Here is a 15,425-nt window from a genome sequence, read left to right as displayed (position 1 = left end):
GTGAAGGCAGCAGGCCCGGTCCCGCAGACGGGACCGGGCCGCTCCTCCCACCGCGGTCACGCGGGCAGCTCGCGCTCGGGGCACGCCCCGAGTCAGGCGTGCAGCGCACAGCCGAGGACGAACACCGCTCCGGCCGTGACCCCCGCGCCCGTGACCCGCCCCGGCTCCCTGGGTGCGCCGGCGAGATGGACGGCGTTCAGGTGCACGGTGGTCGGCAGCCGGCTCAGCCGTGCCCCCGGCAGCGCGGCGCCCGCGGCGCGGATACCCGCGGCCCACAGCACATTGCTAACCACGGCCGACCACCCGAAATCCGGGGAGTGCCCGGGCAGGGCGAGGGCCGGCAGCGCGGCAGCGCCGGCGGTGAGCGTGCGCGGGTGGACCAGCCGCCGGGGCCACCGGGCACGTACCGCCGTGCGGTCGAGGTCGTCTCTGTACGTGTGGGGACCAGTCCCGATCCCCGCCGCGGGCAGCGGGGCCAGTACCACCACGGGCAGCAGCGCGTTCGCGCCGGAGGACGGCATGTCGAGGAGCCGGCGTGCCGACCAGTGGGTGATCGCGGCGATCCCGAGGAACGAGGCGACGCCCGCCGGAAGCGCACGGGAGCGCATCCTGAGAACGGGCCCCGGTGGCCGGGCCGGGGATGACGGTGGTCACGGGGCCGGAACCGCTGTCCAACGTGTACGACTATTGCCGCCCCTTGTGGATAACTCTCTGTTGTCGGTGGCGTGTGGTTCAGTGAAGTCCTGCCAGGCGCAGGAGCAGGGACTTCACATCGGTGGCCGCGACACGGCCGCTGAGGGCACGGGGGACGGAGCAGAGAATGAGCGGACCTTCGTCGTCGCTCGTCGGGAGGCGGCCATGGCTGCCGCGAATAGGCGAGGGATCGAGCGGCACGACCGCCATGCGGTAGCGCATGCCGAGCTTCTTGCGGGCGAGGGCCGTCGCCGCCTTGACGCGGACGTAGGGGTCGGCGGGGTCCATGAACAACTCGACGGGGTCGTATCCGGGTTTGCGGTGGATCTCGACGAGCTGCGCGAAGTCCGGCGCCCGGTCGTCGTCGAGCCAGTAGTAGTACGTGAACCACGCGTCGGGTTCTGCGACGGCGACGAGTTCGCCGGAGCGGTGGTGGTCGAGACCGTGCCGCTTCTTGCCCTCGTCGTCGAGGAGCTCGGCGATCCCGGACAGCCCCGCCAGGGCCGCGCGGGTGGCCTCCAGGTCCTCGGGGCGGCGCACGTACACATGGGCGATCTGGTGGTCGGCGACCGCGAACGCCCGGGAGGCCATCGGGTCGAGGTACTCCATGCCGTCCTGGGTGTGGACCTCGAGCAGACCGGCGCGGCGCAGCGCCCGGTTGATGTCGACGGGACGACTCACCGGCGTGATGCCGTACTCGGACAGGACGATCACGGTGCGGCCTTCGCGCCGCGCGTCGTCGAGGAGAGGGGCCATCGCCCTGTCCAGGTCGATGGCGGCCTGGCGGGAGCGGGGGTCGTCGGGGCCGTGGCGCTGCAGGTCGTAGTCGAGGTGCGGGAGGTAGCAGAGGGCGAGGTCGGGGGTGCGGGTGCGCAGGATGTGCCGGGTGGCGTCGACGATCCAGCGGCTGGAGACGATGTCGGCGCCCGGACCCCAGAAGTGGAAGAGGGGGAAGGTGCCGAACTCCTCGGTGAGTTCGTCGTGGAGGTCGGGCGGGCGGGTGTAGCAGTCGGGTTCCTTGCGGCCGTCTGCGTAGTAGACGGGCCGCGGGGTGACCGTGATGTCGGTGTCGGCGCCCATCGCGTACCACCAGCAGATGTTGGCGACGGTGTAGCCGGGGTGGGCACGGCGGGCGGCGTCCCAGAGCTTGTCGCCGGCGACCAGTCCGTTGTGCTGACGCCACAGCAGGACGTCGCCGAGCTCGCGGAAATACCAGCCGTTGCCGACGATGCCGTGCTCGGAGGGAAGGGAGCCGGTGAGGAAGGTGGACTGAGCGGCGCAGGTGACGGCCGGGAGGACGGTGCCGAGCGGGGCCTGGGAGCCGGTGCCGGCGAGTCGTCTCAGGTTCGGCATGTGCTCCAGCAGCCGCGGCGTGAGGCCCACGACGTCCAGGACGAGAAGCGGGGTCGGCGCGGCGGTCGCGTTCATGGCAGTTCCTTGAGGCCGAGGTCGTGCAGGAGGTCGCGGGCGAGGCCGAGTTCGGCGGCGATCCCGTCGGCGAGCTGGGCGCGGGTGCGCGGGCGCAGCTCGGCGGGGAGCGCCTGCCAGGTGTAGGTCTCGACCTCCAGGTGATGGGTGAGGGGTACGGGACCGCCGACGAGGCGGCCGAGGGCGTCCTTCAGGACGCCGAGGGTGGAGGTGAGGGGCGGTGCCGGTGGTGCGTGCAGAGGCACGTGGAAGTGCGAGCGCCAGGGTGCGCCGGTGGGGAGGGCGCCCGGGGTGAGCGCCTCGTGGAGGTCGTCGGTGCTGTGCAGGCCGTCGGCAGTGCGGGTCCGTGTCTGGTGCAGGAAGCGGGGTTCGGCGAAGGCGGCGAGTGCGTCGCGTACGCCGGGGAGATCGGGGTGTTCGGCGTGCAGTGCGGCGGAGAGCTGGACTTTGGGGATGGCGATGCCGGCGGCGGTGAGCGCGTTCAGTGCCGCGACGGGTTCTTCGAAGGAGGTGGCGAGATGGCAGGTGTCGACGCAGACACCGATGCGGGGTTGGGCGAGGGCCGTAAGGGGGCCGATCGCGTCCGCGGTGGTCTCGATGGTGCAGCCCGGCTCGGGTTCCAGGGCGATCCTGATGGACTTCCCGGTGAGCTCGGCGAGAGCGTCGAGACGTTGGGCCAGGGTGGTGAGGGCGGTGCGGGCGGTCGCGGCGGCGCGCTCGTCGAAGAGGGTGCGCCAGGCGAGCGGGAGGGTGGAGACGGACCCTTCGGTGACATCGTCCGGGAGCAGTGCGGCGAGCAGGTCGGCCAGGACGCTGGTGTACGCGAGGCGTTCGGGTTCGGTCCAGTCCGGTCGGTAGACGCGGTACTTGACCTCGTCGGCGCCGAACCCCTCGTACGGGAAGCCGTTGAGGGTGACGACCTCCAGGCCCCGGCGGTCGAGGGCGGCGCGCAGTCCGCGCAGCGACGCCGGATCGGTGTGCAGGGCGCGCGCGGCGTCCCTCGCGAGCCACAGGCCGATGCCGAGACGGTCACGGCCGAGGCGTCTGCGAACGGGTTCGCAGTGGTCGCGGAGCTGGGCGAGGACACCGTCGAGTGTCTCGGCGGGGTGCACGTTGGTGCAGTAGGACAGGTGGACGACGGAGCCGTCCGGATGGCGGAAGCGCATGACGGCCGTCCCCTCATTCCCCGCCGCGAAGCAGGGAGTTGCCCTCGTGCAGGGCCCCCGTGGCGGGAGCGTCCAGGTGGAGCCTGCCGCTGCGGCCGTAGAAGGCCACCGGATTGCGCCACAGCACCTGGTCGACGTCGTCGTCGCCGAAGCCGGCGGCGAGCATGGCATCGGCGGTGCGACGGGTCTTGAGGGGGTCGCTCTTGCCCCAGTCGGCCGCGGAGTTGACGAGCACCTTCTGCGTGCCGTGGGCCTTGAGTACGGCGACCATGCGGTCCTCGTCCATCTTGGTGTCGGGGTAGACGGAGAACCCGAGCCAGCAGCCGCTGTCGGCGGCCTCCTTGACGGTGGTCTCGTTGAGGTGGTCCAGGAGGACGTGTTCGGGGTCGAGTGACGACTCGCGGACGACGTCGATCGTGCGGCGCATCCCGGCGAGCTTGTCGCGGTGCGGGGTGTGCACGAGGGCGGGCAGTCCGTGGTCGGCGGCGAGCTGGAGCTGGGCGGCCAGCGCGGCGTCCTCGGCCGGGGTCATGGAGTCGTAGCCGATCTCCCCGACGGCGACGACGTTGTCCTTGACCAGGTAGCGGGGAAGGGCGTCCAGGACGGGGGTGCAGCGCGGGTCGTTGGCCTCCTTGGGGTTCAGGGCGATGGTGCAGTGGTGGGCGATGCCGTACTGCGCTGCCCGGAACGGTTCCCAGCCGAGGAGGGAGTCGAAGTAGTCGAAGAAGGACTCGGGCGAGGTACGGGGCTGTCCGAGCCAGAAGGAGGGCTCGACCAGGGCGCGGACACCGGCGTCGTACATGGCCTGGTAGTCGTCGGTGGTGCGGGAGGTCATATGGATGTGGGGGTCGAAGATGCGCATCAGGGCTGCTCCATGGGGGACGTCAGGGCGAGGATGCGGTCCAGGTCGGCGGGGACGGGCCGGCCCGCGGCGGTGCGCTCTGCGGCGTAGTCGCCGAGCATGCGGGCCAGTTCCGCGTCGCCTCGGGCGCGGTCTTCCAGCCGGTCGGCCGCGTCGACGGGTACCCCCGTGAACAGGCACTTCAAAAGGGCCTGCCGCCAGGCGTGCGCGTCGAGGTGCTCGGCGGCGTAGGGGCCGACGGCCGCGGCCACCAACCGCGTGTCGTTGGTGCGCAGGGCGTCCTCGACGAGGGGCAGACCGTCCGCGGGGGCGGGTGCGAGGTGGGGCAGCACCAGGAGGACCGCACGGCGTTCCGCGGCGGTGCCCTGCTGGTACAGCCGGGTCAGGGTCCGGGCGTCGGGGCGTGCCTCGCGCAGCAGGAGGACGCGGACGGCGTCGGCCCGGTCCTGGCCGCAGTGGCGGCCCGCGGAGGCGAAGCCCAGTTCCCAGGGGGCCACGGTGCGCCGCACGCCGGGGGCGTCCCGAGAGGCGGCGGCACTGCGTGCGGCGTCGGCGAGGGCCGTGTCGAACCAGCTGCGGGCCTCGTCGCCGAGCCGGTTGCGGAGGTCCTGGAGGGTCGGTGTGGTCATGCCGTTGCTCCGATCGTGGGGGCGTGGGAGCGCAGGAAGTCGAGGGAGGTGCGCGCGAGTTCGGGGCCCGCGTGGGAGTGGCGGGGCAGTTCGACGACGGTCAGGCCCTGGTAGCCGGTGGCCGCAAGGGCTTGGAGGACGGGCGCGAAGTCGATCTCGCCGTCACCGAAGGGGAGGTGTTCGTGCACGCCGCGGCGCATGTCCTCGATCTGGACGTGCCGCAGCCAGGGTGCGGCCTGTGTGACGCAGTCGGCCGGTGTCGCCGGTTCGAGGCACTGGCAGTGGCCGATGTCGAGCGTGAGGCCGAGCGGTCCGGGGTCGCCGAGGAGGGCGCGCAGGTGGTGGAAGTCCTCCAGGCAGGCGAGGAGATGACCCGGCTCGGGTTCGACGGCGAGCGGGACGTCCGCGGTGGCGGCGGCGTCCAGGACGGGGGTGAGGGCGGATTCGAGGCGCTCCCAGGCGAGGGCGGGCGAGGTGCCGTCGGGAGTGATGCCGCTGAAGCAGTGCACGGCGTGCGCGCCGAGGTCCGCGGCGACCTGGACGGCACTCACGAGGAGCCGGGTGCGGGCGGCACGGGCGCCGGGGTCCGGGTCGAGGAGGGAGGGACCGTGTTTGCGCCGCGGGTCGAGGACGTAGCGGGCCCCGGTCTCGACGGTGACCTGGAGGCCGAGCCGGTCCAGGCGCGCCGCGAGGCGGCGGGTGCGGCCGGCGAGATCGGGCGCGAGGGGGTCCAGGTGCATGTGGTCGAGGGTGAGCCCGACGCCGTCGTAGCCGAGGTCGGCCAGGAGGGCGAGTGCGTCGTCGAGACGGAGGTCGGTGAGGCCGTTGGTTCCGTAACCGAGGCGCAGGGTCATGTGGGACTCACCTTCCGGGCCAGCCGCCGGGCCAGTGGACCGAGCGCGAGGACGGCCAGGGCGGTGGTTCCCGAACCCGCGCGGGCCGCCAGGGCCGCTTGCAGCGGGATCATGGCGCGGATTCCGGCGCCGACTCCGCGTTGGGTCAGTTGCGGGGAGGGATTCAGGGCGGCATGAAGGAGGGGGGTGAGGGCGGTTCGGGCGTAGGAGGCTGCCGCCCAGGCGGCAACGGCTCGGGGCGGGATCACCGGTTGTCCGGCCACCGGTCGGGCGATGGGCAGCGACCGCGTCGCACGAGTCGTGCGGGGGCCGATCCGTTGGGAGGTGCGGGAGGCGGGGAGGGCCGCGTCGCGCGCGGACCGCCGGGAGGCGCGGAGCGAGCGGAGCGCACCGGCACCGCCCGCGGTGAGGCCGGCGATGCCCGCCGTCACGGCCACCGCCGCCAGCGGAGCCGCGGTGGAACCGCCCTGTGTCTCGTGCCGGGACACCGACGTGACGGCGTAGGTGTGGACACCCAGGAGCCCCGCGTGGGGCAGAGCGGCGGCGAAAGCGCGGGGGCGGGTGGCCGTCGCACCGAGGAGGAGGTCAAGGGCCCGGGCCGAGGCCATGGCCGCCGGCCCGGCCGGCGTGTGCTTCAGACCCAGGTCGTAGGACCAGACCGTCGCTGCCAGGGCCGTGGCGGCGACCAGCGGGGCGCGCCCCGCGCGGCGGGCGAGCGCCAGCCCGGCCACGGTGAGCACCCCGGCCGCCGTCAGAGCCGCGGCGGGGGTGATCCGGCCCGACGGGATGGGCCGGTGGGGGCGGTCGAGGGCGTCCTCGTCGCGGTCGGCGTAGTCGTTGAGGGCCATGCCCGCGTGGTACAGGCACAGCGAGGTGCCGACGGCGAGGAGGGTGCCGCGGTGCGGGCGCCGCCCGGCGGCGGCCGCGCCTGCGAGGGCGTCACCGGGCACCGTGAACAGGGCCGAAATGCGCAGCAGTTCGGCCCATGCCCAGAACCGCGCGGCACGTGCCGGCGCATCGGCCGCCGGGGCGGCGTTCGTACCGCGACTGTCGGCGCACGCTTTCGCGTGCTCGCCGGGTGCGCATGGCTTTCCGGCCGTCGAAACCCGGCCGTCGGCGGCAACGGCGGCAGGACGCCCGCCTGGTGGGGGCGTCACCGCGATTCCCCGAGCCTCACGGCGAGGCGGAGAAGTGCGGCGTACTGGTCGGCGAGCGCGGCGGGGGCACCCGGGTCGGGGTCCTTGAAGTAGAAGGCGAGCTCGGGCAGGGGGCCGGTCAGTCCGGCTTCGTGGGCGCGCGCGACCAGCCGGGCGAGGTCGAGGACGAGGGGCGCCGCGAGGGCGGAGTCGCATCCCTGCCATGTGGTCTGCAGGACCATGCGGGTGCCGAGGAAGCCGTCGAAGGCGATGTGGTCCCAGGCGGTCTTCCAGTCGCCGAGGGCCGGGACGTCGTCGATGTGCACCTCGCCTTCGGGGGCGCCGCCGAGGATGTCGGCGAGGACGCGTTCCTTGCCGGCGTTCTTGGCCGCGGCCGCCGCGGGGTCCGCGAGTGCCGCCCCGTCGCCTCCGCCCAGCAGGTTGGCGCCGGACCATGCCCGCACCGAGAGCGCACGCTGGACGAACATCGGGGCGAGGACGGAGCGGAGCAGGGTCTGCCCGGTCTTGCCGTCACGTCCGGCGTACGGAAGCCCTCGTGCGGTGGCCGCGTCCGCGAGGGCCGCGGTCCGCAGTCCGGTGGAGGGCGTGAAGTTCACGTAGGAGCAGCCCGCTTCGACCGCCGCGGCGGCGTAGAGGGAACTCGCCGGCAGGCGCGCGCTGCCGGGCCGGGGCACGGGTTCGGTGGAGGCGACGTTGACGACGACCGTCCGGCCCAGGGCGTGCCGGCGGGTGAAGGAGGTGATGTCCGCCGCGAACGCCGCGATGAGTTCCTCGTCGGCGCGCGTGTCACCGGGCAGGGGGCCGCCGGTGCGGATCTCCTGGTCGGCGGCGGCGAGTTCGGTGTGGAGCGCGGACGGCAGGCCGTGCGGGAGGACGCCGGCGTCCGCGAGGAGTTCGGCCCGCTTGCCCAGGGGGCAGGCAGCCGTGTCGTGTCCGCCGAAGACCAGGGACGACAACGCCGGAAGTCCGGCCTCGGTGAAGGGCGGGGTCTCGGTCACCATGCCCGTCGCCGGGTGGAGCCCGGCGGTGACCGCCGCGCATCCGGCGACGGCCGTGGTGGCGACAGAGCCGCGGGCCCCGATGAGCCACACTCCGGTGCGGTCGGGCGACGGGCGGTCCGGTTCCTGGGCGTGCGGATTCGTCACGGCTGCCTCTCCCTGCTGCATGGGGGTGGGGGCGGCGGGCGGGGGCACGGCGTCTCCCCGCCCGCCGCCGGCTCGTGGGTGCCGGCAGGGACTGCCCTACGAGGAGGGCAGCTCCTTGATCTGGACGTTGCGGAAGGACACCTGGTCGTCGGCCCCGTGGTTCTGCAGGCCGATGTAGCCGTCCTTCAGGCTGCGGGCGGGGTCGGTGTTGGTGAAGTCGTTGATCTTGACTCCGTTGAGGAAGACCTGGAGCCGCTCACCCTGGACCTTGATCTCGTAGCTGTTCCACTGGCCCGGGGGACGCAGCACCTGGTCGCGGGCCTTGAGGTTGGCCGACTTGAAGGTGTAGACGGAACCGGTGGTGCGGTCCGGGGCGTCGGTGGCGTCGATCTGGACCTCGTAGCCCTTGTCCACGGCGGACCACGGGTCGTCGGAGGCCGGGAAGCCCACGAAGACACCGGAGTTGTCGTCGCCGTCCATCTTCCAGTCGAGCTTCAGCGAGTACGAGCCGAACTGCTTGGCCTGGTACCACAGCAGGCCCATACCGCCCTCGGTACGCAGCTCACCGTCGACGACGTTGAACTTGCCGGGACCCGCCTGCTTCCAGCCCTCCGGGGTGTGCCCGTTGAACAGGTCGCGGTAGCCCGTCTGCGGCTTGCAGTCGGCCTTGACCTGCCCGGCGGCGTAGCGCAGTCCGCCCAGGAGGTGCTGGCGGAAGGCCGGCTCGGCGTAGGACTCCTTGGTGTGCCCGAGACCGGTGTAGAAGGAGCGGCCGGACTCGTAGGCCTGGCACCACGCGATGGGGTGGTCGCCCTTCATCGTGCCGCCCTTGTAGGTGGTCTCGTCCAGGGTGGCGAGGACGCGGACCTGGCCACGCGGGTTGGTGCGGTAGTTGTACAGCTCGTCGGTGTGCTCCCAGCCGGCCTCGTCGAGGTGCGCGGTGGCGGGGTGCTCGTGGTCCTCCACGCGCACGGTGGCCTTCTGGATCTGCGGGTGTCCTTGGAAGTAGGCGCCGACGAGGCCGCCGTAGAAGGGCCAGTCGTACTCGGTGTCGGCGGCGGCGTGGACGCCCATGTAGCCGCCCCCGCCCTTGACGTAGTTCTCGAACGCCTGCTGCTGCTCGGCGTTGAGCACGTCACCGGTGGTCGACAGGAACACCACGGCGTCGTAGCGCGCCAGGTTGCTGGTGGTGAACTGCTTGGGCTCCTCCGTCGCGTCGACGGTGATGTTGGCGGTGGTGCCGAGCTCCTTCAGCGCGGCGATCCCGGTGGGGATGGCGTCGTGGCGGAAGGCGGCGGTCCTGGAGAAGACCAGCACGCGCTTGGCAGCGCGGTCGGCCGGGACGTCGGAGAGCTCGAAGTCGTCCATGTCGTAGAGCGCCCCGGAACCGCCCTTGAAGACCAGGAAGAGCTCGGTGGTCTTCTTCGGCACGGCACGCAGCGGTACGTCGACCTCCTGGAAGGTCTCCCAGCTGCCGGTCACCGGGACGGGGGCGGAGCCCAGGATCGGGCCGGTCGCCGAGCCGGTGCGCACCTCGAGGAAGCCGCCCGCGCCGCCGGAGGAGACCCGGGCGGTCAGCCGGACGGAGCCGGTGAGGTTGTACGGCTTGAAGGAGATCCAGTCGTCATTGTCGATGTTGCCGACGGTGCGGCCGCCGTGGGCCTCGGCCTTGTCGAAGACGTCGACGCCGGACGAGGCGGTGAAGTGCTCGGCCTGCCGGTGGCGCGGCTGGAGCTGCGCCTGGTCGTGGCCGGCGAGCGCCTCCTGGCCGCCGCCCCCGCCGTCGGTGTACTCGGCGTCGATGACGCCGAAGATGTTGGCGTTGGGGTCGTGGCCGCCGTCGGCGGAGGTCTTGATGGTGCCGGAGCAGCCGTTGGCGGAGGTCACGGGGTGGCCGTGGCTGTCGTGGCCGAGGATGTAGGTGACCTTGACCTTGGAGCAGTCGACGGTCCCGTCCTCGGGGTCGGTGACCGTCACCTTGAACGGGATCTCGTCGCCGAAGTCGAACAGGGCTCCCTCTGCGGGCAGTTCCAGGGTCACCTTGGGCGCCGTGTTGCCGACGACGACCTGGACGCTCGCGGACGCGGTGCGGCCGGTCGGGTCCTTCACGGTGAGGGTCGCGGTGTAGGTGCCGTTGGCGCGGTACGTGTGCGCCGGGTCGGCCGCGGTGGACGTGCCCCCGTCACCGAAGTCCCAGGCGTAGCTGAGGGCGTCGCCGTCGGGGTCGGTGGTGCCGGCCGAGGAGAAGGTGACCTTGAGCGGCGCGGTGCCGGAGGTCTTGTTCGCGGAGGCTTCCGCGCTCGGGGAGCGGCCGTCGGTGGCGTTCTCGATGCGGTAGAGGGCGGAGTGCTCGTCACCGCCGAACCAGGCGGTGCCGTAGTCGAGGACGTACAGCGCGCCGTCCGGGCCGAAGGCCATGTCCATGATCTGCGTGCCCGTCCAGGGGACGTCGTTGATGGACTGGACGGCGCCGTTGTCGTCCTGCTCGATGCGCTTGATCCAGCGGCGCCCGAACTCGCCGGCGAAGAAGTCGCCGTCGTACGCCTCGGGGAACTTCACCGGGGAGTCCAGATCGGGGTCGTACCGGTAGACCGGTCCGCCCATCGGGGACTCCGAGCCGCTGCCGAACTCGGGCACGGAACCGCCGTCGTAGGGCATCCACGCCGCCTGGGCGGGCGGCAGGTCGGTCAGGCCGGTGTTGTAGGGCGAGTCGTTCTTCGGCGCGGCGCAGTCGAAGGTCGCTCCGGACTGCCCGGTCGCGAAGTCGTAGTCGACGTACGGGGCGTTGTTCCCGGTGCAGAAGGGCCAGCCGAAGTTGCCGGCCTTGGTCACCCGGGCGAACTCGACCTGGCCGCCGGGACCGCGCTGGGGGTCGGCCGCGCCGGCGTCGGGCCCGTAGTCGCCGACGTAGGCGATGCCGGTCTTCTTGTCGACGCTGAAGCGGAACGGGTTGCGGAAGCCCATGGCGTAGATCTCGGGCCGGGTCCTGTCCGTACCCGGGGCGAAGAGGTTGCCCTCGGGGATCGTGTACGACCCGTCACCGGCGACCTTGATGCGCAGCAGCTTGCCGCGCAGGTCGTTGGTGTTGCCCGAGGTGCGGCGGGCGTCGTAGGCGGGGTTGCGGCCCGGACGGTCGTCCATGGGCGCGAAGCCGTCGGAGGCGAACGGGTTGGAGTCGTCGCCGGTGGACAGGTACAGGTTCCCCTGGGCGTCGAAATCGATGTCGCCGCCGACGTGGCAGCAGATGCCGCGCGTCGTGGAGACGTCGAGGACCTTCTTCTCGCTGGCGCTGTCGAGCGTCCAGTCCGCCTTGAGGGTGAAGCGCGAGAGCCGATTGACGCCGTCGAACTTGGCGAAGTCCGCGGCGGTCCCCTGGTCGGGGGCGTCACCGGCGGGGGTGTCGAGCGGGGGCGCGTAGTAGAGGTAGATCGCCCGGTTCTGACTGAAGGCCGGATCGATCCCGACGCCCTGGAGACCTTCCTCGTCGTGGGTGTAGACGGGGACGGTTCCGATCACCGTGGTGGTGCCGGCGGCGTCGGTCCTGCGCAGCTCGCCGTCGCGCGAGGTGTGCAGCACGCTGCGGTCGGGCAGGACGGCGAGCGACATGGGCTCGCCGGTCTCGGGCTCGCCCTTGGCGAGCGTGACCTGCTGGAACTGCTCGGCCGCCGCGGCTGCGGGTTCCGTGTCGAGCGGCCTGGCCACGGCCCCCGAGGGGGCTGCGACGACGAGGGAGGTCGCCGCTAAGAGGCTGCCGGTGAGGAGCGCGAGTCCTTGTCGAATCCGCGAACGGTGTGCTCCGGGCCGTTGTCTTTGCACGTGTGTCCTCCGGAGGAACGGTCGTACGGGCGGATGGTGCTGCCGTGCGGTATTTCCCGGGGACCGGCGTGCGCCGTCACGCTGGTCGGGTCGCGCGACAGGACCGGCCTCATGTTTCGGGCCCGTGTCCTGTACACCTCAGGGACGGTAGCCGGGTTCGTCCAGGACCGAAAGCCCTTGCGTGGCAGAAGAGTTGAACTTTCTCCCGCATCAGGACAAAGCCGCGTCCGGGCAGCCCGACGGGCCCGGCGGCGATCCCGCCGGGCTGTCGGTTCCTGCCTCCCTGACCTGGGGGAAGGGGCTAGTCGTTGCCTCCGAAGGCGGCGTCGAAGGATGCCGTCGGCGGGTCGAAGTCGTACCTCTTCAGAAGAGAAAGCGCTTCCGGAGCGCCGGCGAGACGGTCCATCCCGGCGTCCTCCCACTCCACCGAGACCGGGCCGTCGTATCCGATCGAGCGGAGCATCCGGAACACGTCCTCCCAGGGCACGTCGCCGTGCCCGGCCGACACGAAGTCCCAGCCGCGCCGCGGGTCACCCCACGGCAGATGGGAGCCGAGCCGCCCGTTGCGGCCGTCGAGCCGCTTACGGGCCTCCTTGCAGTCGACGTGGTAGATGCGGTCCTTGAAGTCCCACAGGAACCCGACCGGGTCGAGGTCCTGCCACACGAAGTGGCTCGGGTCGAAGTTCAGCCCGAACGCCGGCCGGTGGCCGACCGCCTCCATCGCGCGGTGCGTGGTCCAGTAGTCGTAGGCGATCTCGGCGGGGTGGACCTCGTGGGCGAAGCGGACCCCTTCGGCGTCGAAGACGTCCAGGATCGGGTTCCACCGCTCGGCGAAGTCCTCGTAGCCGCGCTCGATCATCCGCTCGGGAACCGGCGGGAACATGGCGACCAGGTGCCAGATCGACGAGCCGGTGAAACCGATGACGGTCCGCACGCCGAAGGCCGCCGCGGCGCGGGCGGTGTCCGCCAGCTCGCGGGCCGCCCGCTGCCGGACGCCCTCGGGCTCGCCGTCGCCCCAGATCCTGGCGGGCAGGATCGCCTGGTGGCGCTCGTCGATCGGGTTGTCGCACACGGCCTGCCCGACCAGGTGGTTGGAGACCGCCCAGCACTTGAGCCCGTACTTGTCCAGCAGCGCCCGCCGCCCGTCCAGGTACCCGGGGTCGGCGAGGGCCTTGTCGACCTCGAAATGGTCGCCCCAGCAGGCGAGTTCGAGCCCGTCGTAACCGAAATCGCGGGCGAGCCGGCAGACCTCCTCCAGGGGAAGGTCGGCCCATTGGCCGGTGAAGAGGGTGAAGGGACGTGGCACGGCGAAGACCTCCTCGAAACGATGTGCGGTCAGGCGGATACGGGGGTGTAGACGGAGTTCTTCTCGGCGCTCTCCTCCACGGCCGCCAGCACCCGCTGCACCTGCAGCCCGTCGGCGAACGTCGGCGCGGGCGTGGTGCCCTCCGCGATGGCGAGCACCAGGTCGCGCGCCTGGTGCGTGAAGGTGTGCTCGTAGCCGAGGGCGTGGCCGGGCGGCCACCACGCCTCCAGGTACGGATGGTCGGGCTCGGTCACCAGGACCCGGCGGAAGCCGGCCGTGGCGGCGGGCTCGGTGTGGTCGTGGAAGAACAGCTCGTTCAGGCGCTCCAGGTCGAAGGCGAGCGACCCGCGTTCGCCGTTGATCTCCAGCCGCAGCGCGTTCTTGCGGCCCGAGGCCATCCGCGTGGCCTCGAAGTTGGCGAGCGCCCCGGAAGCGAGGCGCCCGGTGAACAGCGCGGCGTCGTCGACGGTGACCGGCCCCCGTTCGGCGGCGCCGGCGGAGCCCGACAGGCCCGACGACACCCCGGCGAGCAGAGGCCGTTCCCGCACGAACGTCTCGGTGAGCGCCGAGACACCGACCAGGGGCTCCCCCACCAGGTACTGCGCGAGGTCCACGGCGTGCGCGCCGAGGTCGCCGAGGGCGCCGGAACCGGCGTACTCGCGCTTGAGCCGCCAGGTCAGCGGGAACTCCGGGTCGACGAGCCAGTCCTGCAGGTAGCTGACCCGCACATGACGGATCGTGCCGAGCCGGCCCTCGGCGACGAGCCTGCGGGCGTATGCCGCCGCGGGCAGCCGCCGGTAGTTGAAGCCGACCATGGCCACCTGGCCCCGCTCGGCCGCCCGGTCGGCCGCCGCGACCATGGCTTCCGCCTCGGCGACCGAGTTCGCCAGCGGCTTCTCGCACAGGACGTGCTTGCCCGCCTCCAGCGCCGCGATGGCGATCTCGGCGTGGCTGTCCCCGGGGGTGCACACGTCCACGAGCTGGACGTCGTCCCGGGCGATCAGGTCCCGCCAGTCCGTCTCCGCGGCGGCCCAGCCGTGCTGGGCCGCCGCGGCCCGTACCCCCGCCGCGTCCCGGCCGCCGATGGCGGCCAGGATCGGCCGTACCGGCAGGTCGAAGACGCGGCCCACGGTGCGCCACGCCTGGGAGTGGGCAGCGCCCATGAACGCGTAGCCGACCATCCCGATGCCGAGGGCCGGCACAGTGCCCTCCGCTCCATGGGTCTCGTTATCGGCCGTACCAGCCATGCCTTGCTCCTCGTCGGTTGCTCGGTTCGGACGGGCGGGGCACTACCGTTAGTTGAAGCCCGTCGGCAGGTACTGGTCGACGTTCGCCTTGGTGACGACGGCCGAGTAGAGGGTGATCGAGGCGGGGATCTCCAGCTCGGCGAGTCCGCCGATGCCCTTCTTCTGGCCGAGGGTCCTGGCCAGGTCGATGGCGGACGCTGCCATGGTGGGCGGGTAGAGCACGGTGGCCTTCAGCACGCTGTTGTCGGCCTTGATGGCGTCCATGGCCGACTTGGCACCCGCGCCGCCGACCATGAGGAAGTCGTCGCGGCCGGCCTGCGCGATGGCGCGCAGGGCGCCGACGCCCTGGTCGTCGTCGTGGTTCCACACCGCGTCGAACTGCTTCTGCGCCTGGAGCAGCTGAGCCATCTTGGCCTGGCCGGACTCCACGGTGAACTCGGCCGCCTGGCGGGCGACCTTCTGGATGTTGGGGAAGTTCTTCAGGGCGTCGTCGAAGCCCTGGGTGCGCTGCCGGGTCAGCTCCAGGTTGTCCAGTCCGGCGAGCTCGATCACCTTCGCGTTGGACTTGTCCTTGAGCTGCTCGCCGATGTAGTTGCCGGCGTTGAGGCCCATGCCGTAGTTGTCGCCGCCGATCCAGCAGCGGTACGCCTGCGGGGAGGCGAAGATCCGGTCCAGGTTGATCACCGGGATGCCGGCCTTCATGGCCTGGAGGCCCACCTGGGTGAGTGCCTTGCCGTCGGCCGGCAGGATCACCAGCACGTCGACCTTCTTGTTGATCAGCGTCTGGACCTGGCCGATCTGGGCGGCGGTGTCGTTGGAGCCCTCGGTGATCTCCAGAGTCACGTCGGAGTACGTCGCCGCACGGTTCTTGGCGTTCTCGTTGATGGCGTTGAGCCAGCCGTGGTCGGCCTGGGGGCCGGCGAAACCGATGGTGACGGGCGTGCCCGGCTTGTCCTCGGCGGAGGGGACGTTGGTGGCGGCCGCCTCCTGCTTCTTCGGCTCGTTGCTGGTGCAGGCGGTGAGGGCGGCGCCGACGGAGACGGCGGCGGCGCCGAACAGCAGACCTCGGCGGCTGGTGAGCGGGTTTTCTGGCATGGCGGTGAAACCCTCCTGGGTTCATGC

12 protein-coding genes are annotated in these 15,425 nt (G+C 71.9%); all 12 read right to left on the bottom strand.

Translation table 11 applies throughout. From position 1 onward, the window contains the following. Positions 1 to 92: 92 nt before the first annotated feature. The 12 genes from RV983_RS35030 to RV983_RS34975 all read right to left on the bottom strand — a co-directional run bounded on the left by RV983_RS35030 (position 93) and on the right by RV983_RS34975 (position 15,398). Positions 93 to 608, bottom strand: a complete 516-nt coding sequence (locus RV983_RS35030; protein ID WP_475989741.1) for a hypothetical protein — start codon at positions 606 to 608, stop codon at positions 93 to 95. Between the two features lie 124 nt (positions 609 to 732). After that, positions 733 to 2,121 (bottom strand): alkaline phosphatase family protein, encoded by a 1,389-nt coding sequence (locus RV983_RS35025; protein WP_475989740.1) that lies wholly within the window; start codon positions 2,119 to 2,121, stop codon positions 733 to 735. Further along, entirely contained in the window at positions 2,118 to 3,287 is a 1,170-nt protein-coding gene (eboE, locus tag RV983_RS35020) for a metabolite traffic protein EboE (protein ID WP_475989739.1), read from the bottom strand. The genes RV983_RS35025 and eboE overlap by 4 nt, the downstream gene beginning before the upstream one ends. Positions 3,288 to 3,300: 13 nt before the next feature. Further along, positions 3,301 to 4,149 (bottom strand): TatD family hydrolase, encoded by an 849-nt coding sequence (locus RV983_RS35015; protein WP_475989738.1) that lies wholly within the window; start codon positions 4,147 to 4,149, stop codon positions 3,301 to 3,303. Next, on the bottom strand, positions 4,149 to 4,778 hold the full coding sequence (locus RV983_RS35010; protein WP_475989737.1) for an EboA domain-containing protein: 630 nt from the start codon (positions 4,776 to 4,778) through the stop codon (positions 4,149 to 4,151). The genes RV983_RS35015 and RV983_RS35010 overlap by 1 nt, the downstream gene beginning before the upstream one ends. Beyond that, positions 4,775 to 5,632, bottom strand: coding sequence for a sugar phosphate isomerase/epimerase family protein (locus RV983_RS35005; RefSeq protein ID WP_475989736.1), 858 nt, complete (start codon positions 5,630 to 5,632; stop codon positions 4,775 to 4,777). The genes RV983_RS35010 and RV983_RS35005 overlap by 4 nt, the downstream gene beginning before the upstream one ends. Continuing rightward, positions 5,629 to 6,795 (bottom strand): SCO3242 family prenyltransferase, encoded by a 1,167-nt coding sequence (locus tag RV983_RS35000; protein WP_475990544.1) that lies wholly within the window; start codon positions 6,793 to 6,795, stop codon positions 5,629 to 5,631. Before RV983_RS35000 ends, RV983_RS35005 begins: the two co-directional genes overlap by 4 nt. Then, positions 6,786 to 7,955, bottom strand: a complete 1,170-nt coding sequence (locus tag RV983_RS34995; protein ID WP_475990543.1) for an inositol-3-phosphate synthase — start codon at positions 7,953 to 7,955, stop codon at positions 6,786 to 6,788. The genes RV983_RS35000 and RV983_RS34995 overlap by 10 nt, the downstream gene beginning before the upstream one ends. 75 nt (positions 7,956 to 8,030) lie before the next feature. Beyond that, positions 8,031 to 11,750 carry a ThuA domain-containing protein gene (locus tag RV983_RS34990; protein WP_475989735.1) on the bottom strand — a complete coding sequence of 1,240 codons (3,720 nt, stop codon included), beginning with the start codon at positions 11,748 to 11,750 and terminating at the stop codon, positions 8,031 to 8,033. A gap of 301 nt (positions 11,751 to 12,051) precedes the next feature. Continuing rightward, on the bottom strand, positions 12,052 to 13,056 hold the full coding sequence (locus RV983_RS34985; RefSeq protein ID WP_475989734.1) for a sugar phosphate isomerase/epimerase family protein: 1,005 nt from the start codon (positions 13,054 to 13,056) through the stop codon (positions 12,052 to 12,054). A 29-nt stretch (positions 13,057 to 13,085) separates the two neighbouring features. Beyond that, positions 13,086 to 14,303, bottom strand: coding sequence for a Gfo/Idh/MocA family protein (locus RV983_RS34980; RefSeq protein WP_475989733.1), 1,218 nt, complete (start codon positions 14,301 to 14,303; stop codon positions 13,086 to 13,088). Between the two features lie 48 nt (positions 14,304 to 14,351). Further along, positions 14,352 to 15,398, bottom strand: a complete 1,047-nt coding sequence (locus tag RV983_RS34975; protein WP_475989732.1) for a substrate-binding domain-containing protein — start codon at positions 15,396 to 15,398, stop codon at positions 14,352 to 14,354. Positions 15,399 to 15,425 lie beyond the last annotated feature (27 nt).

It is taken from the genome of Streptomyces sp. RLA123 (assembly GCF_056270165.1).
Note: the sequence above shows the minus strand (reverse complement) of the source record. Positions and strands in the feature narration are given on the sequence as shown.